21 protein-coding genes are annotated in these 19,824 nt (G+C 52.4%); 5 read left to right on the plus strand and 16 right to left on the minus strand.

From position 1 onward, the window contains the following. Positions 1-116: 116 nt before the first annotated feature. The 3 genes from V6N04_RS09955 to V6N04_RS09965 are packed head-to-tail and all read right to left on the minus strand — an operon-like array spanning position 117 to position 2,259. Positions 117-392, minus strand: coding sequence for a TRAP transporter small permease (locus V6N04_RS09955; RefSeq protein WP_371170007.1), 276 nt, complete (start codon positions 390-392; stop codon positions 117-119). 57 nt (positions 393-449) lie between these two features. Then, on the minus strand, positions 450-1,415 hold the full coding sequence (locus tag V6N04_RS09960) for a sialic acid TRAP transporter substrate-binding protein SiaP (protein WP_371170008.1): 966 nt from the start codon (positions 1,413-1,415) through the stop codon (positions 450-452). 49 nt (positions 1,416-1,464) lie between these two features. Beyond that, positions 1,465-2,259, minus strand: coding sequence for an FCD domain-containing protein (locus V6N04_RS09965; RefSeq protein ID WP_371170009.1), 795 nt, complete (start codon positions 2,257-2,259; stop codon positions 1,465-1,467). Positions 2,260-2,397: 138 nt separating this feature from the next. Between V6N04_RS09965 and V6N04_RS09970 the strand changes: the two genes are divergently transcribed. Further along, positions 2,398-3,294 carry a dihydrodipicolinate synthase family protein gene (locus V6N04_RS09970; protein WP_371170010.1) on the plus strand — a complete coding sequence of 299 codons (897 nt, stop codon included), beginning with the start codon at positions 2,398-2,400 and terminating at the stop codon, positions 3,292-3,294. 971 nt (positions 3,295-4,265) lie between these two features. Here the strand turns inward: V6N04_RS09970 and V6N04_RS09975 are convergent. From V6N04_RS09975 to V6N04_RS10010, 8 genes are all read right to left on the minus strand, one after another. Then, a complete protein-coding gene (locus V6N04_RS09975) occupies positions 4,266-4,982 on the minus strand; it encodes a hypothetical protein (protein WP_371170011.1) in 717 nt (238 codons plus the stop codon). A gap of 275 nt (positions 4,983-5,257) precedes the next feature. Beyond that, a complete protein-coding gene (locus V6N04_RS09980; protein ID WP_371170013.1) occupies positions 5,258-6,991 on the minus strand; it encodes a thiamine pyrophosphate-binding protein in 1,734 nt (577 codons plus the stop codon). Between the two features lie 68 nt (positions 6,992-7,059). Beyond that, positions 7,060-8,184, minus strand: a complete 1,125-nt coding sequence (locus V6N04_RS09985; protein ID WP_371170014.1) for an enolase C-terminal domain-like protein — start codon at positions 8,182-8,184, stop codon at positions 7,060-7,062. 44 nt (positions 8,185-8,228) lie between these two features. Further along, positions 8,229-8,663 (minus strand): universal stress protein, encoded by a 435-nt coding sequence (locus V6N04_RS09990; RefSeq protein ID WP_371170015.1) that lies wholly within the window; start codon positions 8,661-8,663, stop codon positions 8,229-8,231. 46 nt (positions 8,664-8,709) lie between these two features. Beyond that, complete coding sequence (locus V6N04_RS09995) at positions 8,710-10,023, minus strand: TRAP transporter large permease (protein ID WP_371170016.1); 1,314 nt, start codon at positions 10,021-10,023, stop codon at positions 8,710-8,712. 5 nt (positions 10,024-10,028) lie between these two features. Then, a complete protein-coding gene (locus tag V6N04_RS10000) occupies positions 10,029-10,556 on the minus strand; it encodes a TRAP transporter small permease (protein WP_371170017.1) in 528 nt (175 codons plus the stop codon). An 82-nt stretch (positions 10,557-10,638) separates the two neighbouring features. After that, positions 10,639-11,619 carry a TRAP transporter substrate-binding protein gene (locus V6N04_RS10005; protein ID WP_371170018.1) on the minus strand — a complete coding sequence of 327 codons (981 nt, stop codon included), beginning with the start codon at positions 11,617-11,619 and terminating at the stop codon, positions 10,639-10,641. A 67-nt stretch (positions 11,620-11,686) separates the two neighbouring features. Further along, positions 11,687-12,952: an NAD(P)/FAD-dependent oxidoreductase gene (locus V6N04_RS10010; protein WP_371170292.1), complete on the minus strand. Its 1,266-nt coding sequence runs from the start codon at positions 12,950-12,952 to the stop codon at positions 11,687-11,689. A 122-nt stretch (positions 12,953-13,074) separates the two neighbouring features. Between V6N04_RS10010 and V6N04_RS10015 the strand changes: the two genes are divergently transcribed. After that, on the plus strand, positions 13,075-13,770 hold the full coding sequence (locus tag V6N04_RS10015; RefSeq protein WP_371170019.1) for a GntR family transcriptional regulator: 696 nt from the start codon (positions 13,075-13,077) through the stop codon (positions 13,768-13,770). 140 nt (positions 13,771-13,910) lie between these two features. Here the strand turns inward: V6N04_RS10015 and V6N04_RS10020 are convergent, their stop codons facing one another. The 4 genes from V6N04_RS10020 to V6N04_RS10035 form a co-directional block, all read right to left on the minus strand. After that, on the minus strand, positions 13,911-14,672 hold the full coding sequence (locus tag V6N04_RS10020) for an aspartate/glutamate racemase family protein (protein WP_371170020.1): 762 nt from the start codon (positions 14,670-14,672) through the stop codon (positions 13,911-13,913). Between the two features lie 463 nt (positions 14,673-15,135). Then, a complete protein-coding gene (locus tag V6N04_RS10025) occupies positions 15,136-15,276 on the minus strand; it encodes a hypothetical protein (protein WP_371170021.1) in 141 nt (46 codons plus the stop codon). A gap of 255 nt (positions 15,277-15,531) precedes the next feature. Beyond that, positions 15,532-15,741: a helix-turn-helix domain-containing protein gene (locus tag V6N04_RS10030; protein WP_371170022.1), complete on the minus strand. Its 210-nt coding sequence runs from the start codon at positions 15,739-15,741 to the stop codon at positions 15,532-15,534. Beyond that, positions 15,741-16,265: a hypothetical protein gene (locus V6N04_RS10035; RefSeq protein ID WP_371170023.1), complete on the minus strand. Its 525-nt coding sequence runs from the start codon at positions 16,263-16,265 to the stop codon at positions 15,741-15,743. The genes V6N04_RS10030 and V6N04_RS10035 overlap by 1 nt, the downstream gene beginning before the upstream one ends. Between V6N04_RS10035 and V6N04_RS10040 the strand changes: the two genes are divergently transcribed. Both V6N04_RS10040 and V6N04_RS10045 read left to right on the plus strand, forming a co-directional pair. After that, positions 16,265-17,569: a serine hydrolase domain-containing protein gene (locus tag V6N04_RS10040; protein WP_371170024.1), complete on the plus strand. Its 1,305-nt coding sequence runs from the start codon at positions 16,265-16,267 to the stop codon at positions 17,567-17,569. The two genes, V6N04_RS10035 and V6N04_RS10040, sit on opposite strands and share 1 nt — an antisense overlap. A 266-nt stretch (positions 17,570-17,835) precedes the next feature. Then, entirely contained in the window at positions 17,836-18,111 is a 276-nt protein-coding gene (locus V6N04_RS10045) for a hypothetical protein (protein ID WP_371170025.1), read from the plus strand. A gap of 296 nt (positions 18,112-18,407) precedes the next feature. Here V6N04_RS10045 and V6N04_RS10050 read toward each other — a convergent pair whose 3' ends face one another. Beyond that, complete coding sequence (locus tag V6N04_RS10050; RefSeq protein WP_371170026.1) at positions 18,408-18,755, minus strand: metallophosphoesterase family protein; 348 nt, start codon at positions 18,753-18,755, stop codon at positions 18,408-18,410. A gap of 236 nt (positions 18,756-18,991) precedes the next feature. On the opposite strand from V6N04_RS10050, the gene V6N04_RS10055 reads away from it, so the two are divergent. After that, positions 18,992-19,480 carry a DUF3732 domain-containing protein gene (locus tag V6N04_RS10055; RefSeq protein ID WP_371170293.1) on the plus strand — a complete coding sequence of 163 codons (489 nt, stop codon included), beginning with the start codon at positions 18,992-18,994 and terminating at the stop codon, positions 19,478-19,480. Positions 19,481-19,824 lie beyond the last annotated feature (344 nt).

Consider the following 19,824-nt stretch of genomic DNA (forward strand, 5'->3'; position numbering starts at 1 on the left):
TCGGCGGCGTCTTTCGATGTAGTCGGCTTCTTCGTCATCTCGATCTCCTAATCGATAAGATGAACCAGAAATCCTCCTCTATTCAAATCCTCAAATCTGTCCAACGGGTGCTGACGTCAGACAACCAGATCGGTAATGGTGGCGAAGACCCGTTGCAAGCGTGTGGGCAACAGTTCAATGAGGAAACCCATGCGCAAATGGGCCTGATCTCTTTCGACAGTACCTATGCCGATGAGTGCCATCCAGACCCAAATCCAACGTGCTAGCTCTTCAGTCCAAATTGGTCCCTGAACCCAAGAGGTCCGGCCCATGATCTGCAGAACGATTACGAGAAAAAGGATGATGAAAAGGACGGAGGCGATACAGGCCTCAAAACCATACTTCCTTGGCATCCTGCACCCTCCGAACCTTCATCATGGGTCAGGGGGCGAGTTGCCCCCTGATTCAATTCACATTGCGTCGCCGCGCACTTTGGCGATGGAACCTTCACCGAATTCGGCGTCTAGCTCATCCCAGTATGGCTTCATGGCATCACGGAACGGTCCCGTATCTGGGTTAGTAATTGTCAGACCGCGCTCTTCAAAGACGGCAACCAAATTGGCTTCGTCCTGAAATGTCATGCCGTCTGACTTTTCGCCCCCAGCACCCGCAGCGGCTTCGACCCATGCCTTTTCCTGGTCCGAAAGTGATCCCCACGTAGACGTGCCAATTTGAATGGCCGCAGATGCAATGAAGTGATTGGTCATCGCAATGTGGCTTTGAACCTCATAGAACTTCATGGCTTCAATGGTCGGCAGTGGGTTCTCTTCCGCGTCAACTTGATTGGTCTGAAGCGCCAGATAGACTTCTTGGAATGCGACGGGAGCCGGTGTAGCTCCGGTATTCTCAGCATAGGCAATCAGGAAAGGAACCCCTGGTGTCCGTAGCCTTAATCCAGCCATATCTTCAAGCGAGTTGATTGCTCTATTCGATGTGGTCTGCCGTGTGCCCTGATACCAAACGTCGACAAGATGGATGTTTTGTTCTTCCATCTTGGCATTCATCTCTTGGCCCCAAGGACCTGCGACAATGCGTTGTAGATGTGCAAAGTCGTCAACGACATACGGCGCGCCCACAAGTGTCAACTCAGGTATGATGTAAGACATGTCTGGATAGCCAGTCATGACCATATCCAACTCGCCTGCCTGCACCTGTTCTACCATCGCCTTGAAATCACCAAGCGAGGCATTTGGGAATATCTCTACGGTCATTTCGCCGCCAGACAACGCTTCTAGCGTGTCCTTAAATTCGACCACGCCCTGATACAGGTTCGATGTTTCGTTGTTTTGTAGGCCAAATGTCAATTTGCGCTCAGCGTGGGCAGCAGTTGCCATAATTGCGAGTGCAGCTGCTCCCGTCATAAGTTTCTTTAACAAGTCAAATCCTCCTCTGATGTCTAGTATCGGCGTCGGCTAATGCGCCGCCTTATTCGCCTGGGTTGTTGCCAACGTCGTTGGCTCGAATTCGCGATTTCGGAGTTGTGAGCCTAGATTTGTATGATCTTGCAAGATGCTCATCGATCAGACTGTTGGCTCTGACGATCTCGTTGTTCAGGATGGCTTCGTAGATCTGACGGTGCTCTTCATAGACCAGTTCGTCATGTTCCAGTTGGTTTAGCAGCTTGGGTCGATGGGCAAGCATCGAACTGACAAATAGATCGTGCAACTTTAAGATGATCGGGTTTCCAATCACGTCAACAATTGACCGGTGAAACGCGATATCTGTTTCTGGAAAAGTTGCCGTTCCAATTGCGTGAAAGTTGGCTTCAAGCGCTGCCTGCATCTTCGCAAGTTGAATATTGCTGGCGCGCTCTGCAGCGCCACGGACAGCACCAGCCTCAATGAACTGGCGCATTTGTTCAAGATGCGCACCACTTTCCGCGTTGCCTAGAATATCACGTATATGCTCGGCGGCTGACATCAGCACTTGGTCAAGCGAAGGCTGAGTGGCGCGTGGGCGTTTTCCTCCACCAAGCGAAACAAATCCCTTCATGTTCATCAGCGACAAAGCCTCGCGAACCGTTGGGCGAGATGCATCGTACTCCTCACACAACACGCGTTCTGTTGGCAGCGGCTCTCCCTCCTTCAGATCACCCGACTTAATCTTTGCGATTAGGTCGTTCGCAATACGATCGGGTGCACGTGCCGAAGTGTCAGCAGTTTCACTGTCACCATAGGTTGCCGCGCCGTCGCGTTTCGGAGGACTGAATGCTGCCGACATGTATTGATTTCCAACTTCCATCACTTGTTTCGATATTTAGTAAGTCCAAAATAGTAATATTGTCAAACATTACTTTACCAAAGATACTTTTTGGCCTATCCAATTAATTGCATTAGACGATGAAAGAGTGGACCGAATATGAAAACTGATCTGAATGGCATGTATTCTGCGTTACTTACCGGTTTCGACGATGAGGGTCGGTTTTGCTCAAAGCGCCAATCAAACATCATCGACTATGTGGCCCGGCAAGGCCTGCAGGGACTTTACATCGGCGGAAGCAGTGGCGAATCGGGGCTGATGTCGACGTCAGAGTTACTGGAGCAACAGCGCGTTATTGCAGGTCTACGGACCGAAAATCTCGGCAACATCATTGCGCATGTGGGTCAGCCGTCTACGATCGACACCATCGCACTAGCAAAGCAGGCCGCCGAACTAGGCTTTGATGCATTGTCGGCACTACCGCCACACTCTTACCCTTTTTCGGACGACGAGATCCTAACCTACTATTCGGATCTCGCTGCTGCCACTGACCTGCCAATTATTGTGTATGAAATTCCACTGCGTACCAATCGACCTTTGCCAAAGCAATTGCTTCTGAATTTACTTGATCTGCCGAATGTCCAGGGAATTAAATTCACATCGACAGATCTGTTCAAACTGTCAGAACTGCGGAGAGCTCGACCTGACAAGATCTACTATTTCGGATTTGATGAAATTTATGTGGCGGCAGCGGCTCTTGGTCATGTGGGCGGCATCGGAACGACATACAATGTGTTTGGTAAGCTTTATGTCGCGGCTGAAAAAGCCATGCGTCAAAGTGATGTTACACAGGCACAAGCGCTACAGAACATTTCGCAGGAATATGTTGAAATACTTATCGAAACAGGCGTTGTGCCGGGGGTTAAGCTATCCCTCGAAATTATAGGTTATGATGTTGGATCGGCAAGAGAGCCTATGTCGCTTAGATCAACAAACGCTCGCGAATATTTAAGTGACTTTCTTGGGCGAGAAGACGTGAAGCCGTGGCTCGCTTAAGCATCCGGCATATCATGCAACGAATACCAAACGCATTCAGACGGCGACACAAGTGACCGGAAATTTTGACCATGGAGATGAGTAGTGCTGTACTATTTTGCTTTTGGTTTTTCAAATCTAGGTTTTAACGTCATTGCTACTGATCGGTCGAATCTAGTGCGTTCGTATGAGATGATGAAGAACAAGACATGGTGACCTCTCCATCTACTCAAAACAAGGTGAACGAGATGATGGCTTCTGATCAGATAAATGTTGCCCGGGCGATTGTGGTACTAAGGCTTCTTTCGATCACGAATCTCTACGGTGGTCATTCGGTGTTTCGTTAGATGGAACTACCATTCTGAGCGAGTTTCAATAATCTGAGTGGCAATCTCGCCACGCAGCCATTGAAAGGATGCTTTTCATACTGTGGAGCCACAAAAAACATCAGAAACAACGCAGGCACTTTTAGGTTGTGTCATCGTGAACCAGTCAAGAACCGCCAAAACCAGCTACTCGGCTGAAATGTGGTGACGACCGTTTTGTCCCGCTCCTTAGTAGTTCGAGCATGGCGCAGCAAACGGCGCTGTTTCCCGAACCGGCCACTCGTGACCAGCGCGGCGGTGGTGTCAGGAAAGCCCATAGCAGAAGTGTTGAAATTGTGCTGCACGCGCTCGCAGCGTGAAAATCGCCGCACTTGCTCGGTTCGTGGCGTTGTGCAGCGGCCGCGATACCTGCCATTCAGTCGTGGCGCAGCGAAGATTTAGGCGGCAATGATCAAGTCGCGGGACAAAACCGGCGTTCTCAGTTCCCATCCCAATAGTTTTTTTCATCTCACTTCGGATATTCCGATATGGCTTGAAAGAGGCCGATTTCTTAAGTTTCCTTAACAGTTGTGCGAAGTGAAATTTATACACCACGCTGAGAAAGCGCTTTTAAACCTATGCGCTCTTCGCTCGACAGTTTTGCGCGCCTATCCAGCCGAGGAAGGTTCAATTTTGCGCAACTCTCGCTGCATAGAAACGGCGCATAATCAGCGGGGTCAAGTACATCGGAAATTGATAGCAACCGAGGAACAACAGCAAGTGGTCAACCGTTTCTTGTGGCAACGCCACGAGAAAAAGCGCGAAATTGCGATTGCCTGCCACCACGGAATACGCCACGGCACATTCGGTCAGCGGGCCATTTCTGAGAAGCAAAAATCCAAGGACTTGTAAGCCTAAATTTAAACCGAGTGCTAAGGAGAACCACAGCGCAACCAATCCTGGTGTTGTTATGAGTGCGGGACCAAGCGCGGACATCAACCCTAGGACCATGACAACCAAAAGGACGACCATCAGGCCGTCTAAAGTTTCTCGGCTAGGGATGCTCAGTTGCGTCGGGGCCAAACGGCGCGCCGCCAGCGCAAGTCCTACCGTCAATGAGATAGACGCCAGAAGTTTGAGCGCGGCCATGAACGAAGCGGTGATGTCCCCCAGCGTAGGGGTGACCCAAAATATGGGGACCATGGTCAACGGCAGCAACGCTGTGCCCAACAAGAGCAAACGAAAGGCCGGTTCGGGATCATGACCGAGAAGCTGCGTGAAATTTGGACTACCAGTCACAGATGGTGCACTTAGAACTAAAATGACGGCGAGTGCCCACGGTGTTGCGGCGACACCAAGCAATGCAAAGATTGCGAGTGCCGCCAGCGGAAGAGCCAGTTGCAACGCCAGAACGGTCGTAAACGCCTGACGCCCGGGAGCGATCCCTCTTTGGGCTGCTGGTCCAGCCAACCGAAAACTGGACAGGAACAGAAGCGCGAGTACCATTTCAGCCAACCAAGGCTTCAAGGACGTCGCCACTCCGGGGAAAGCTAAACCTGCGAGCAGTCCCAACGGCAGGGCAAGGCGGCCGTGACGCGAAACCAGAATGAGCGGGGCGAGGAGCGACATCATCATTCCAAAAGTTTAAGGCGCGCGTGGGAACTGAGACCGCACTTGCCTTAGTAAAAATGCGGCAAGTTTTTCGCCCGGGCGGCGCGTACCCAGTTTGGTACAAAGGGTATGATCTTGTCTTGCGACGGGACCATGATCTCGATGAAATTTGCGCCGGGATTTGCGATGGCGTCAGATAAAATCTGTTCTATGTCTGCTTCTTTAGTGATCCGGTCGACCTTAAAACCGAAGCCTTCGGCGACCTTACAGTAGTCAACGCGACCGAAATCAGTCGACCAGGGTTCGTCAACGTCGTCCAGCAAAATGGCTTCACCACGGATCCAGCCAAATGTGTCGTTGCGGGTCAGGATGATCGTGACGTTCTTACCGGACCGCTTGATCGTTTCCATGTCGCCGATGACAAAGCCGAACGAACCGTCTCCGGTAAAGGAAATTACCGGGCCATCACTGGCATACGAGGCACCCAAAGCGGCAGGTACAGAATAACCGAGCGCGCCCATTGAATAGTTGGTGATGTACCGGCGCCCCGGTTTCTTAAAAGTCAAAAGTGCAGATGGATAGATCGCACTGACGCCGGGTTCCGACGTCACGATTGCGTTCTCGGGCATGATCTTATCAAGCGCTTGGCTAAGCTTCACTGGCGACAGAGTGCCTTCGGGCATAGGGATGTTCGAGTTGAACACTTTATCCAAGGCAGTTTTCTTCATTGGGTTCAGGTCGATCAGATCTCGTTTCAGGTTCGGGTGCTCTGATTTGATGATCTTGATCATGTATTCCAAACTTGCCCGCGCATCTCCCACAAGCCCAACTTTGACCGGGAAATTGTTGCCCACATGGGCTTCGGCAATGTCGAGATGAAGGAAGGTCGTTTCCTTCGGATTTCCGTACAGCTTCCAGTGATCCGTCGCCGCACTGTCGGTATTCGTCCCCACAAAGAAAATCGAGTCGGCGTCATGTACATATTGATTGGAGTATTCCATCCCGCCACGCCCGCCGATGACGCGCAGCGCCAGCGGGTGATCTTCAGGGATCGTTCCCTTGCCGGGCGTGGTGGTGCCAACAGGGATTTGCAGCAATTCCGCCAATTCCAGAATCTCGTTGCTGGCCTTGGAAATCAGCCCGCCTTGGCCCACTACAATCGCCGGTTTCTTGGAAGCCAGCAGCACATCAATCGTAGCGCGGATTTTGGAGTGATCCGCCACTGGGCGGTGTGCCGGGTAATAGCTGTATTCGGGCTCTGCATACAGGTCGTCCACGTCTGCCTCCTGCCCGAAAATGTTGATTGGAACACGGATGTGCACCGGTGCCGGGCGCCCGGATGTGGCCACGCGAAAAGCCCGACGCATCAGGAAGGGGATTTCTTTGGCGTTTGTCAGAACAAAGCTCTCTTTACAGATGCTTTCATAAAGTTTGGTCTGATCCACACCCGTCAGCCCGTGTTTTTTGTCCTGATTAATTGGGATGTCGGAACTGAAATAGATAACGGGGACCGAGCTAAGGTAGGCTTCGGTGATGCCGGGCGTGCAATGGGTCACGCCGGGGCTTGGGGCCTCTAGCACACAGGGGCGGCCTGTGATTTTTGCGTAAGATTCTGCGGCGTAAGAGGCTGTGCGTTCATCGCGGGTCAGCACAAATTCGATATTGCTGTGTTCGCGCCATTCCTTATACCAGCCGATGGTGGTTTCCCCCGGAAGACCGAACACATGACTCACGCCGTGCAGCTCGAGCATCTTCAGAATGATCTGCGCGCCGTTTAACCGCGTGACGTCAGAGTTTTCCATTGGGTTTTACCTTTCTTAGTCGGTTTTCGCACACAGGCCTGTATGCAGGAAATCCGCAGTTTTTTTGTTTACGTCAGCGGTTCCGTGACGGCGTATTTTGCGAGCATTCCGGGATCGACTTTTACACCCAACCCAGGCCCTGTGGGGACGTGGACCCGGCCATGTTTTACGGGGAAGGGTTCGGTCAGGATGTCCTCAGCGGCGTAGTAGGTTGCCATGTAAAATTCGCATTGCAGGATCAGGTCGGGCACGGCGGCCATCAGATGTGCACCAGCGGCATGGGCCAAGCCTGTTTCAAACATGCAGCCGCCATAGACCTCGACCCCTGCGGCGCGGGCAATTGCCGCAACCTCCAGCGCGCGGCGAATACCACCAGACTTCATGATCTTGAGCGAGAATATGTCAGCAACTTTGTTCTGCACGCCATAAAGCGCGCCTTTGGGATCAAAGACACTTTCATCAGCCATGATCGGGGTGTCGATTACGTGCGTGATATGGGCCAGCACATCACGTTCGTGCATCTTAACTGGCTGCTCGACAAACGTAGGACGAAAGGCTTCGAGGTCGCGGATACAGCGCACCGCGTCATAGGCAGGTAGGCCTTGATTGTAGTCGATACGGATATCAACCTCATCGCCATAGAGTTCACGCAGTTTTTCACATCGCATCAGGTCGAATTTGTGATCCGCAAATCCAGTTTTGAACTTGAAGATGCGAACGCCGTCGTCCCACATGGCTGCAATGTCATCAAGGTCTGCATCGAAATTCGGGTTGGCGATAGAAAAGCTCATCCCCATGCTGTCGCGCATTCTGCCACCGACCAGCTCGCAAACAGACAGTCCGGTAACCTGACCCGTGATGTCCAAAAGCGCCATCTCAAGCGCGGCCTTGGCTTCGGGATGGCCCACCACAATCTTGTCGGCCATGTTCATGTGCTTTTCGACCTGCACCGGGTCTTGTCCAATAAGATGGGGGCGTAAATGTACGTGCAGCGCGGCTGCATTACCTTCTGCGGTACCTGTGAACACGGGCCACGGAGATGCCTCGCCCCAGCCGGTAAGGCCGGTGTCGGTCACCACTTCCAGAATGGCAACATTTATGCCAGCCACGTCGCCACTTCCGTGCGAATGCACAGCCTTCGCAGGGATCGAAATACGATGAACGCGTAGGGTCTTAATTTTATGGTCGCTCACAGTATTCTCCGTGTGAGGTTGGGGCTAGGTTCGGCAAATTCAGATCAACGGGGCCGCACCACCAGCACGCTGCATGATGCATTGCGTGAGACGCGAGCGGCATTGGGCCCGATCAGCAAGTCTTTGACTGATGGCTTGCTTGCACCGATCACCACAAAACTGGCAGCGAGCTTATCCGCCCGGTTGATCAGATTCTCGTAAACGACACCGCGCAAAACTTTTGTACCGAAGGGCACACCTTGCCAATCGAAGCCTTCCGCATAAGACTTCAGATCCCTTTCGGCATCGTCCATAACTTGTTGGCGCATGTCAGCAGGGATGTATTCTTGCGCATAGCTGTTGGCCTGATCCGGCACGACAAAGACAACTTCAACGTCATGGCCATGTGTCCGAGCAAGTAAAATTGCCTCTTCGATCACATGTGTGTCGCTTTCTTTGTGAACCAGATCGACCGCAGCGAGGATCGGGGGTTTTGTCATAATGTTGGCTCCTTAGGAGAATTTGCGACAGGGTTCAGCAGTCCGGCTAGCGGCCCGCCGAACTGACCATGCTGTCTGGTAGATAGGTTGCCAGTCCAGGGAACATGATCATCACAAAGACCATCACCACCATAATTAAGAACAACGGGATCGCTGTTTTGGCGATGTAGCCCATCTCATGTCGGGTGATCCCCTGCATGACGAACAGGTTGAAGCCGATCGGAGGTGTGATCTGCGCCATCTCGACCACGACAACGATGAAGATGCCAAACCAGATCAGGTCAATCCCAGCGCCTTCCACCATCGGCTGCACAATCGCCATCGTCAGTACGACAGACGAGATGCCGTCAAGGAACATGCCCAGCACGATATAGAACAGCATCAGGGCGATCAGCAGCGAAAAGCGGGAAAGTTCCAACCCTTCGATGAACTCGGCAAGCGCGCGCGGCAAGCCGGTAAAGCCCATCGCCAAGGTCAGAGCAATCGCGCCCATCAAGATGAATGCAATCATCGCCGAGGTACGCGTGGCGCCCAGCAAGCTTTCAATAAACGCTTCTTTGGTAAGTGAACCTTGCATCGCAGCCAATGCAAATGCGCCCAGAACACCAATGGCGGCTGCTTCGGTCGCGGTGGCGAAGCCGCCATACATCGACCCGATGACCACAAGGATCAGCAAGATGATGGGGATCAGGAAGCGGCTTTCGTTGAGCTTCTGCATGAAACTCATGCGGTCGGAGATTTCAGGCACTTCAGACCGACGCAGAATGGACCACCCAGCGACATACGCCATGAACATGCCAGCCAATACGATGCCCGGCAGAATGCCTGCCATGAATAGCTTGGAAATCGACTGCTCAACGGCAACGCCGTAAACGATCAGCGTCAATGACGGAGGGATCATAAGCCCCAATGTCGCGGCGCCGGTTAGAGTGCCAATGATCATGTATTCTGGATAGCCGCGCTTACGAAGCTCGGGGATCGACATTTTACCTACTGTGGTCAACGTGGCCGCCGATGATCCAGATACCGCAGCGAAGATCGTACACCCCACGATGTTTACATGGACCAACCCACCCGGAAGTCGCTGCATCCACGGGCTAAGACCGCGGAACATGTCTTGCGATAATCGACTTCGAAACAAGATTTCGCCCATCCAGATGAACAGGGGCAATGCCGTCAAAGTCCAACTGGAAGATCCTGTCCAGATCCGCGTAAGCATCGCATCACCGGCGGGGCGAGAGGTGAACATTTCCAGTCCAAGATAGGCAACGCCGAAAAGGGCCAGCGCCACCCAGACGCCAGTTCCTAGAAGAAGAAATAGGGCGAAGAGGAATATGGAGACGAGATAAAATTCTTCCATTGGCCTTACTCCGCCTGTGTGTCGATCCCAGCGGATCGAATGTTATCTTTCCCCGTAAAGAGGATGGTGATCAGGTTGTCGAAGGCGCAGATCGCAAGAAGGATTGTCCCTGCAACCATCGATAACTGCGGGATCCATATCGGCCATGCGTCTTGACCCTGACTGATGTCGTTGAATCTGTAGCTTTCATAGGTCAGCTTGACGGCATAGCGCGCAAACAGGTAGGTCAGGTAGCTTGCAACAGCCCAACACCATATCTCCCCATACTTGCGAAACCGCCCCAATGCGTTCAACAGAAGGCTGACGCGGATATGACTACCGCTGTTCAGTGCATAGGGCAGCGCTAGAAACGAGGCTGCAGCCATGCAATAGCCAGTGAAATCTGGTGCTCCCGTTATGATCTCTCCCCCCCACCGCGACACCATTTGCAGTGTCACAAAGCCAAGGATCATGATCAAGAAAACTGCACCAAGATACCCAGCCCACCGATAAAGCGCATCAAGAGATACGCGCAACATTGAATAGAGCCCCATAGCTGGTCCCCCAGTTTAACTGACACTTCTGTCGTGAGAAATCCCCGACGACGTATGCCGCCGGGAAAGTGCGTTGTTGAGCTTATTGTGCGGCTTTATATGCGTCGACGATCATTTGACCTTTTTCACCAGCAGCTTCCAGCCATTCGGTGGTCATGGTTTCGCCAATGGCTTGCAGTTCTGCCTGCAACTCTGGGCTGGCTGGCCCTGTGGTCATGCCATTTTTGGCCAGTTCATTCACGGTGAACTCAGTGTACTGGATGGAACGCCAGTCACCCGCGTATTCCGCAAGGGCAGAACAGCCGTTGATGACGTTCTTAGTGGCCTCATCCAGGCCGTTCCAAGCATCCAAGTTAACCATTACATAGTTGCGCGGCATCCACGCATCCACACCGTAGTAATGCGACAGGCTCTCCCAGACTTTGCGGTCATAGCCGGTCGATCCCGATGACACCATCCCTTGGGCCACGCCAGTGGCAAAAGCTTGGCTGATTTCGGCAGCTTCGATTTGAACTGGAAGCATGCCTGCCAACTCGGCCATGCGACCGGATGCAGCATTATATGCGCGGAATTTCAAACCGTCGGCATCTGCTAGCGTGTTAACCTCTCGGTCGAAATACAGACCCTGGCCTGGCCATGGAACCGAGTAAAGAAGATGCAGGTTCTGTTCAGTCAGTAACTCCGACAGCGGACCTTTTGCTACATCCCACAACTTCTCGGATTGCTCAAATGAGGTCGCTAGAAACGGAACCGAGTCAAAACCAAACAGTGCGTTTTCATTCTGGTGGCCTGACAACAAGCGCTCGCCGATGTTGACCTGACCGGTTTGGATTGCGCGCTTGATCTCAGCACCAGCATAAAGCGATCCGCCCGGATGGGTCTGGATCGTCAGATTGCCACCGGTCCCCAAAGTCACGCATTCCGCGAATTCAGCACCGGTAGCAGAATGGAAGTTGGTCGCAGAATAAGCCATGGGCATGTCCCAAGTCTCTGCATTGGCCGACACGACCGAAAGGGTTGCGACCGCCACACCGGCGGCAATCGTATATATAGTTTTAGACATGTTGGGCTCCCTTGTTGCCATAGTTATTTGCCCCGCGTTGGTCGCAGAGCTTTCTTGGTGGTTCATTCTAAAAGCGCATCGGACTATATGCGCTAAGATCAATATTCTCGCGGTCTTTGGTAATCATGCCCGCCAGAAGGCGGCCGGTTTTTGGACCTGCAGTCAGGCCAATATGATGGTGGCCAAACCCGGCCAAAACACCCGTTGTGCCGATTTCTCCAATCAACGGCAGGCTATCAGACGGTGCAGGACGATGCCCCAGCCAGCTTTCGAAGCTTTCATAGGACAGGTCTGGGAACGTCTGGCGCACTTTGCTTTCCAGCAACGCCAACGGCGCCTTAGATGGCCCGGCCTTCAGCCCCCCGAACTCAACGACGCCAGCGCAGCGTAGCCCGCCTGCCATTGGTGTGGCAACGAATTTGCCGGTCGTCACCATCAACGGGGATGAGGGTCCGTTCTTGGGGGCCTTGAACACCATATGATATCCGCGTTCGGATTCTAGCGGTACTTTAAGGCCCAGTTTTTTCGCCAGTGATCCGGACCAGACGCCGGTGGCCAAAATCACATTGACACAATCCAGCGTCCCGCTGGTAGTAACTACCGATGTGACGCGTCCATCTTCGATACGAAAATCTTTTACCTCGGCTTGGTGGAAAACAGCACCTAGCTTTTGTGCCTCGATGGCCAACGCAGCAACATAAGCTCCCGGGTCTTTAGTGTAGCCATGATCGTGCATAACAGCGAGAAGGTTCAGGTCTTTAGACAGGCTCGGTTCAAATTCTCGTACGGCTTCACCTTCGATCAATTCCGGTTCAAAACCGGCAGTTTTGCGCAACATCCAAGTGTAACTGTCGGCTTCGAATGCAGCGCGATCTGGATACACAAAGCTGTAATCTGTTGGCTCAACCCAAGCAGCAGCGTCAGTCCCTTTGGTAAGTGATCGGTGCTGTTCGACCGTATCGCTGGTGATTGGTGCAAGACCCGCAGCGATGCGGCGGGTATCTTTGTCGTTGGCGTGCGACATATAACGCAGCAGCCACGGCATCAGCTTTGGCAAATAGCTCCAACGCAGGAACAAAGGAAAATTCGGGTCGAGCGCCATGCGCGGCCCTTTAAAGGCCAACCCGGGCGCTGTGACGGGTGCCACAGAGCACGCCGCCAATACGCCAGCATTGCCGTATGAGGTTGCTTTTGGGTCTCCGGGAGGATTGCGATCGACGATCGTTACCGCAACGCCCTTGCGTCGCAACCAGATTGCAGCCGAGACGCCGACGATACCGGCCCCGATCACAACCACATGTTTCCCGTCAACTTCCATCATCCCCCGACGCATCAAAGAATCGGCTCCTTGAGGTTCGTATTCCGAACTGTATACAGCCCTGTCGCCATCTGTGAAGACAAATGTTTCCTTTTATGTAATCTTTGATAGAACGTGCCAAACAATGCGGGATTGAAATGTCAAAATTAGAAGGCAGTGTTGAACGGGCCTATGAGGCCCTTCGCAAAATGGCGATCGACTTCGAGTTCAAACCAGGTGAACGCCTGAACGAGTCCGCTCTTAGCAAAACGCTCGACGTAAGTCGCACGCCCCTGCGCGAAGCGTTGAATCGGCTGGTAGCAGAGGGGTTTCTGACATTTGAGCTGGGCAAAGGATTCTTTTGTCGTCCACTAAGCCCAGAAAAAATCCTTGAGCTCTACCAACTGCGCAGCGCGCTTGAGACAGAGGCGCTCAATCGCACAATTGAGAGCGCTGATGACCAGCAAATCGAGTCAGTGGTCTCATATCTGGACGTGGCCGAAGAATCCTACGCCATCTGCAGCGATCTGAACGAACTTCTGCGCATGGATGAGGAGTTTCACGTCAACCTGGCTTCGCTTTCCGGCAACAAAGAGTTGGTTCGGCTGCTATGCAACGTGAACGAACGGATCCGCTATGTGCGGATCATCAACCTGCGCCTCTTACGGGATCGGCGAGACACGCCGGACTACGATCATACGTCAATGACACAGCACCGGGTCATTCTGAACGCTGTCAAAGGAAGAGACCTGGATGCGGCGACCAAGGCTCTGCGCTGTCACATCGAACGGCGTAGCGAGCAGACGGTCGAGTTGGTGCGGGTCGCCTTTTCTCAACTCTACGTGCCAGCCTAAACGAGCGGCTTAGCCAGCGCCCAGTTCAACATTGCGCGCCGTCGGCGCACGTACGTTTGTGCGAACCAAGGTGGGAAGGCCATTGTCTTTTGTCATCAGAGTTGACAACCTAGGCAGCGGTCGTTCCAACAGGGCCGAGGTCACCTTGGCTCTCCCGCCAAGCCAAAGAGCGGATCATCTAACTCGACCGGGAAGCGGTCGGGTACAAGGGCTTGGTGGAACCAGTTAACGAAGTTGTAGATTGAGAACACCGGAAGCCCGGTAAGTTTTCGAACATCTGCCGCGTATGGCGTCATATTCGTACACTCCAGAACGATGGCTCCGATATCGGCATGTTCTGTAACCAGCTGTCTTGCGGCATCCAACATGTCAAGGCGGCAAGCGGCAAAGTCTATTTCGGGTGCATCCCCTAAGATGTCGCGAGTAAAAACACGGCCGCCTTCGGTCCCAACGATTGGGGTGTCAGCAGGCACATCGGCCGCAGCAAGGTGGGCGGAAGTCAGTGTCTCCTTCGAGATCGTCAGGATTCCCACTCGTTTGCCTGCGGGCAACATTGCCTGCACCATGGGAATTTGCATGAGGGACGAGGCCGCAACTGGCACCGGTACCGCCTCGGCCAGCTTGTCTTGCACAATTGACAGAAACCCGCAGTTAGTGGTGATACCATCGCAGCCGGAGGCCACCAAGTCCTTCGCAGCGTCAATAAACAAGCCCACCAGATCACGTGCGTCGTTGCGTACGACCAGTTCAGGGGTGGCACTACGCACTACACGGTATTGCACCGGGAACGGCCAAGTCGTCGCATTGCCCATATCACCGGGAATCCGCGGAAATTTGGTCTCCAGCATGAGAACACCTAAGTTGGCTCCATAGACCGTTTTTCCCCCGTGACAGAACAACATTCCACAAGTCCCCTTGCCCAAATCATTGTAGACATACCTGTATACAATTGCGGCGAGAGTCAACGGTGATTTGATCAACCCCACCTTAGTGGTCCAGATTGAAAATTATTGCATGATGGGCCTTTGGTCCATCAGTACAGTGGCCTCTGGCGCAGGTGGGCGATAGGCATGACCGACGGAAGCAGCCATCCACAGACTAGGCCAAGTCTTTGAAATTGTGTCGCGTGGAACAACGCGCCGACGTTCCCACATCAGCAGAAGATGTTCGTGTATTCGTGGCGACTTGGAATTTTTATCAATCGCTTGTGCCGGTAGCTAGGTGAGAACCGGGTAAAAACCCCCGCCGATCAAACAGAGAAAGCCTGTTCTGCGACCCTGGAAAACTGCGAGAAAAAGCTAATGTGCGTTTATAGACACTGTTCGGGTCACTCTCTAATTCTACGCATAATGAGGCGGAACTCATTCAAGCCTTAGGGTCGCCGTTTGAAAGCGCTTTGCCTTCCAAGCCTTTGTAGCGAAGCCAACCAAACCAAGCACCAATTGGCATCGCTACGCCACTTGCAACCATGTAAAGTGGATCAATATCGGCAAACTCCGAACCCATTTCGACAACACCCAAGTAGGATGAGATACCGAGCCCTGCTAGGATCAGGCACAGGCGCCACCCACAATAAATGCAATAGCCACAATCGGTCTGACCAACGACAATAATTTCCCCATAGCTCTTTTCCTTTTCCCGTATTCACCAATTTACTTTTCGCTCGCCTCAACTCGGCCACTAAGTGCAGGCAAAAAAGGCTTCGCCTGCAAATCGCGGGCGAACCAGATCTTACCTCGACCGCGAGCACGGCCGTATTAGCTATTGAGAATTATCATATTCCAGTAAATCACCTGGCTGACACTCGAGGGCTTCACAAATTTTCGCGAGTGTTTCAAATCGTATACCCTTCACACGACCTCGTTTTAGGAGCGAAAGATTGGCCTCAGTTATCCCAATTTCAGCGGCTAGTGCCTTCGAAGATATCTTGCGGCGAGCGATCATCACATCAAGGCGAACAATAATTTCCATTAGACGAACTGCACGTTCTCTGCGGCGAGTGCGTTGGCCTTTGCCCAAAGCGTGCCGAGCGACCAAAAAAGCAAGCCAAACAAGATCAAGAGAACACCGTTGCTTGACAGAGAAACGATCAACGCACGCGCACCCGCTGGAGCACTTAGCGTGATCACAAAGCCAAGTAGTGTTGGGGCAAGGAATGTAAACAGCCCCGACAGGACAAGCCAACGTCCAGCGCCGGCAAGCGCTATTGGCTGGATAGGACTAAACCAGTCGGCACCGGCGAAGCAATCAAAACAACTCGCTGCGCAAAATAGTGACCTTGCCATCGCCAGTGTGGGCAGCAAGCTAAGGAGGATTGCCAACAGAATTTGCCCCGCGCTCAATTGTTGAATTAACTCATCGCCAAAATTGCGACTCAGCTCGACCTGTGCTGTTCCGATATACCACGCAAGAAGCGTCAGCAAAGGGAGGCCAAGCGCCACGAGCCGACACGCCAACCCGGCAAGGCGCGCATGTCGATACAACGGTTGTTTCATTGGCAGTATTTCAGAATTCATTGGCAGGCCCTCACTCAACATCATGGATAGATAAAATATTATTGTTTTGCAATAACGAATCATTGATAAAGGAAAACAAGACTATACTACTGGCACGGGACCACCCTGTCGCCATCCTACATACAAAGATCGTGAATTTCATGAAGCAAACTCTATTTACCGTTCCCTTGATTATCTTGTGTGCGGCCTGTTCTGTTCAACGCACTGATCTCCCAACACATGAAGCATGTGCCGTCGGGAAACCCTATTCCGGCAAACCTCTTCGAAAGTCCGTCGAAATGGCATCGGTTGATTTTGCTATCCAATCGAAAAGCGATCTGAGCGCTGATGAAACAACCGGCTTGGAAGCCGCTTTTGATCGAGCACAGTCTGCGACCGACGCGCCGAGTTTATCGGCTGCTGTCTGGCAGGCGGGTGGTGCACCATGGTCACGTACATACGGAACACCAGAAGGACATGTTCATTACTGGGCTAGCGTCGGAAAGATAATCACCGCGTCTGCGATTTTGAAGCTGATGGAGCAAGGACGTCTGTCTCTTGATGACCCTATATCGAGGTACATCGATCACGTCCCGAATGGAGATATCATTTCACTTCGTATGTTACTGAACCATACGTCTGGCCTGTTCAGTGCCAACGAAGATCCGAAAACTCGCGCTCGCGGCACGCGACTTGATCTAGACAGCGTTCTCGAAATCATTAATCGCCAACCTCCATATGCCTGCCCTGGACAGGCCTGGCGCTACTCGAATTCCGGTTACATTCTATTGGGCGCTGTGATTGAAAAGATAACCGGAAAACCATACCACCTTGCCGCGTACAACCTTGTGCTGAAACAAAGCGCTGGCGGGAAGATCCGGGTTCTGGGCCCCAAGAGTTCCTTCAAAGACGTAGTCCTGCCCGTCGTACCGGCGAATGAGACAGCCGAAGACATCCGCGAACCGCGCGGCGCAGGCGTGGCCGTAGCGAGCGCTGAAAACATGGCGCTTTTCATGCGCGATCTACTGGGGGGACGTATCCTTGATGAAGCAACCTTAGATTTGATGCTCGAAGACCCATTCCCCATGTTTGATGAAGGGCTCTGGTACGGGTTAGGGTTGATGGTTTTCGATGTGCCCACAGACTTAGGGACCGAGCTTTGGATCGGACATTCAGGCGGTGCTCCCGGCGCGCGCGCTATCTTAGTATATTCTCCGGAGAAGGACGCCATTGTCGCAGTGGCTTTGACTGGCGAAGGCTCTGTAGAAGCGACCGCCAATCTAATGCTGCGCGCTCTGGAGTAAGAACCATGAATTGCAATCTTATTCATGTCATACTGCTTGTGGTTACGCTTTGTGTCGCTGGATGCACCAATATCAACTGGCAGGCGACTTACGACACTTGGGCGGCATCTTTGTGCAACGACGATTGGAAAGAATGTGAAGGATCAAAATGACCCTGCGAGAACGTTACGGGGTGAAACTAGATGTTCGCACCGCGAACGGCTAAATCTAACTGTGAGCTCAAACCAGACCTGTCGCCTTCGCGGTCATACGAGTAGACTCTCCCAATGGCCGACGTAGTTTCTTTGATCAGATTTATAACCCCCAGTATCCAGAAGTTAGTTGACTTGGAGTTTGAGAAGCTCGCGAGTGAGCCCGACACGGGCAGCGCTTTGGATCAGATTAACTTGAGGGGCGGAGATAAGATTATCTATGAATTTCTTATTAATGGGGAACCTGGTATGGCGTTCGATCATCTGGCTTACATGATCGAAGAGACCGGCATTGAAGTTGCGCCGCATACACGTGAAGCACTTGCTAGAATTTCGGCTCTAATGTCTTAGTTGGGGTACTCTAGAGCCGTGTCGTCTTTCGATAATGCCGGACGAACGACGGTTTTGCACCGTGCCTTCTTTATTCGATCAGATCGCTGCAAAAAGGGGTGGGACTTTGCGGAGTTCTATCCGTTTGAAAGTCTGCAAATGGGAAAACCGCTGCGCCGCCGAAAGTCCACCGCTAAGGAGGCGAACGCTCTCTGCGTCAGCAATAGCCGCATCTGCATAAGTCCGGTTTGTCCCGCAGAGCAGTAGTTAGCGCGAAGCGAAACGAAATTCTGCTTCCATCCACCTGCATATGTACCCTAAAACTCCACGACGAATTCCGTTTCAAAACCGATTTCCTCGCCGGGATACCCGCGCTGGTTCATCACGAACCTGATCTGGCCTTTGTTACCATCACCGATCCAGTTTCGTGTTTCATGGCTGTGGCCGCAGATCCACGAGTGGATGTCGTGTTGCTTGATTTCACTCCAAAGGTCGAAGGCGAAGCCGTTGTTCAATGCACGGTTCTGATCTCCGCCGATGGTCCGCCATGGGGCGATCAGTACCCGCACGGGCAGATGGTGGCTCATAACCACTGTTGGGCCATCATGCGGGTTGCGCAGGACGCTAACAATCGCCTCTTTATCCTGACGGTGGCGTTCCAACATGTCGCTATTGCAACTAGCGAACTAGTGGCCGAGATGGGCAGTCAAAACAATGCCGCTGCAAAGGTCTTAGGTAGAATCAGTCTGTTTCTTGAAAATATTGTTTCAGATGAGAGGCTTACTGAACTTCAGAGAGAAGCTTCTCGATTATCTCGTCAAATTAGGGCAATTGAGGAAAAGATTGGTCTTGATGATCAGGCCGACCGACTATCCTCTGTTTTGAATGGGGTCCAGCCAATATTTCAACATATGTGTCTGCACTAGGCGGAGAGTTTGGCGCTTTTCCAACCCGATTTCACTTAAACCGGCTGACGTTAGTTTTTGATCGACCCGATCGACCGATCTATATGAATCAAATAGGTGGCGGGGAAAACCACTTATCCTATCATTTAGGTGCGCTGCTTTCATTGCATAGGTTCGCCGCTGAAGGTAGCCACCCCATTCCTAGGTTTTTGATGATTGGTCAGCCCACCCAAGTCTACTTTCTATCGGAAACTTCATACAAATCGGCGGGAGGATCGGTCGAAGACACCGAGAAAGACGCCGACATGGAGGCCGTTAGAAAACTGTTTCAAGTACTTTATGACTTTGTCGAAACAGAAGTCCCCGGCTTCCAAATCATTGTAACAGAACACGCCAACCTTAGAGACCAATGGTATCAGGACGCGCTAGTTGAAGACCCTTGGACGAAACCACCTGCTCTGGTTCCAGAACGGTGGTATTCCTAAGTAGATGGGGTTCCAAAGAAGGCCTAGGGCATACCGCTAGCTTCTGCAGAAAGGCGCGTCACCACTACCGCCAACTATGGCCCATGGTTGCAGCGATGGATTCTGAGCAACCGGCCCGTTCACGGGTGCGATATACGCGCACTGATATACCATTTTCCCGTGCCGTTATTTCCCACTCATCATCGGGATCATCATTAATCTCCGTTTCCAAAGTAACACAGGACGCACGGCTGGATTACAAAAGTGGTTTTGTGGTTTTGTATTACGACATACGCCCGTCGCTACAGACCGCAGCTTTGGGCCAAACTTCACTTTATGAGATTATATTGCGGCACCGCACACTC

The organism is Aliiroseovarius conchicola, assembly GCF_041403445.1.
GTDB lineage: Bacteria > Pseudomonadota > Alphaproteobacteria > Rhodobacterales > Rhodobacteraceae > Aliiroseovarius > Aliiroseovarius conchicola.

What these genes read in the sequence shown, in the direction of transcription:
- V6N04_RS09955 (WP_371170007.1), bottom strand. Translation starts at nt 392, where the DNA reads ATGCCAAGGAAGTATGGTTTTGAGGCCTGTATCGCCTCCGTCCTTTTC.
- V6N04_RS09965 (WP_371170009.1), bottom strand. Translation starts at nt 2,259, where the DNA reads ATGTCGGCAGCATTCAGTCCTCCGAAACGCGACGGCGCGGCAACCTAT.
- V6N04_RS09970 (WP_371170010.1), top strand. Translation starts at nt 2,398, where the DNA reads ATGAAAACTGATCTGAATGGCATGTATTCTGCGTTACTTACCGGTTTC.
- V6N04_RS09980 (WP_371170013.1), bottom strand. Translation starts at nt 6,991, where the DNA reads ATGGAAAACTCTGACGTCACGCGGTTAAACGGCGCGCAGATCATTCTG.
- V6N04_RS09990 (WP_371170015.1), bottom strand. Translation starts at nt 8,663, where the DNA reads ATGACAAAACCCCCGATCCTCGCTGCGGTCGATCTGGTTCACAAAGAA.
- V6N04_RS09995 (WP_371170016.1), bottom strand. Translation starts at nt 10,023, where the DNA reads ATGGAAGAATTTTATCTCGTCTCCATATTCCTCTTCGCCCTATTTCTT.
- V6N04_RS10000 (WP_371170017.1), bottom strand. Translation starts at nt 10,556, where the DNA reads ATGGGGCTCTATTCAATGTTGCGCGTATCTCTTGATGCGCTTTATCGG.
- V6N04_RS10005 (WP_371170018.1), bottom strand. Translation starts at nt 11,619, where the DNA reads ATGTCTAAAACTATATATACGATTGCCGCCGGTGTGGCGGTCGCAACC.
- V6N04_RS10010 (WP_371170292.1), bottom strand. Translation starts at nt 12,952, where the DNA reads ATGCGTCGGGGGATGATGGAAGTTGACGGGAAACATGTGGTTGTGATC.
- V6N04_RS10015 (WP_371170019.1), top strand. Translation starts at nt 13,075, where the DNA reads ATGTCAAAATTAGAAGGCAGTGTTGAACGGGCCTATGAGGCCCTTCGC.
- V6N04_RS10020 (WP_371170020.1), bottom strand. Translation starts at nt 14,672, where the DNA reads ATGTTGTTCTGTCACGGGGGAAAAACGGTCTATGGAGCCAACTTAGGT.
- V6N04_RS10025 (WP_371170021.1), bottom strand. Translation starts at nt 15,276, where the DNA reads ATGGGTTCGGAGTTTGCCGATATTGATCCACTTTACATGGTTGCAAGT.
- V6N04_RS10030 (WP_371170022.1), bottom strand. Translation starts at nt 15,741, where the DNA reads ATGGAAATTATTGTTCGCCTTGATGTGATGATCGCTCGCCGCAAGATA.
- V6N04_RS10035 (WP_371170023.1), bottom strand. Translation starts at nt 16,265, where the DNA reads ATGAAACAACCGTTGTATCGACATGCGCGCCTTGCCGGGTTGGCGTGT.
- V6N04_RS10045 (WP_371170025.1), top strand. Translation starts at nt 17,836, where the DNA reads ATGGCCGACGTAGTTTCTTTGATCAGATTTATAACCCCCAGTATCCAG.
- V6N04_RS10050 (WP_371170026.1), bottom strand. Translation starts at nt 18,755, where the DNA reads ATGTTGGAACGCCACCGTCAGGATAAAGAGGCGATTGTTAGCGTCCTG.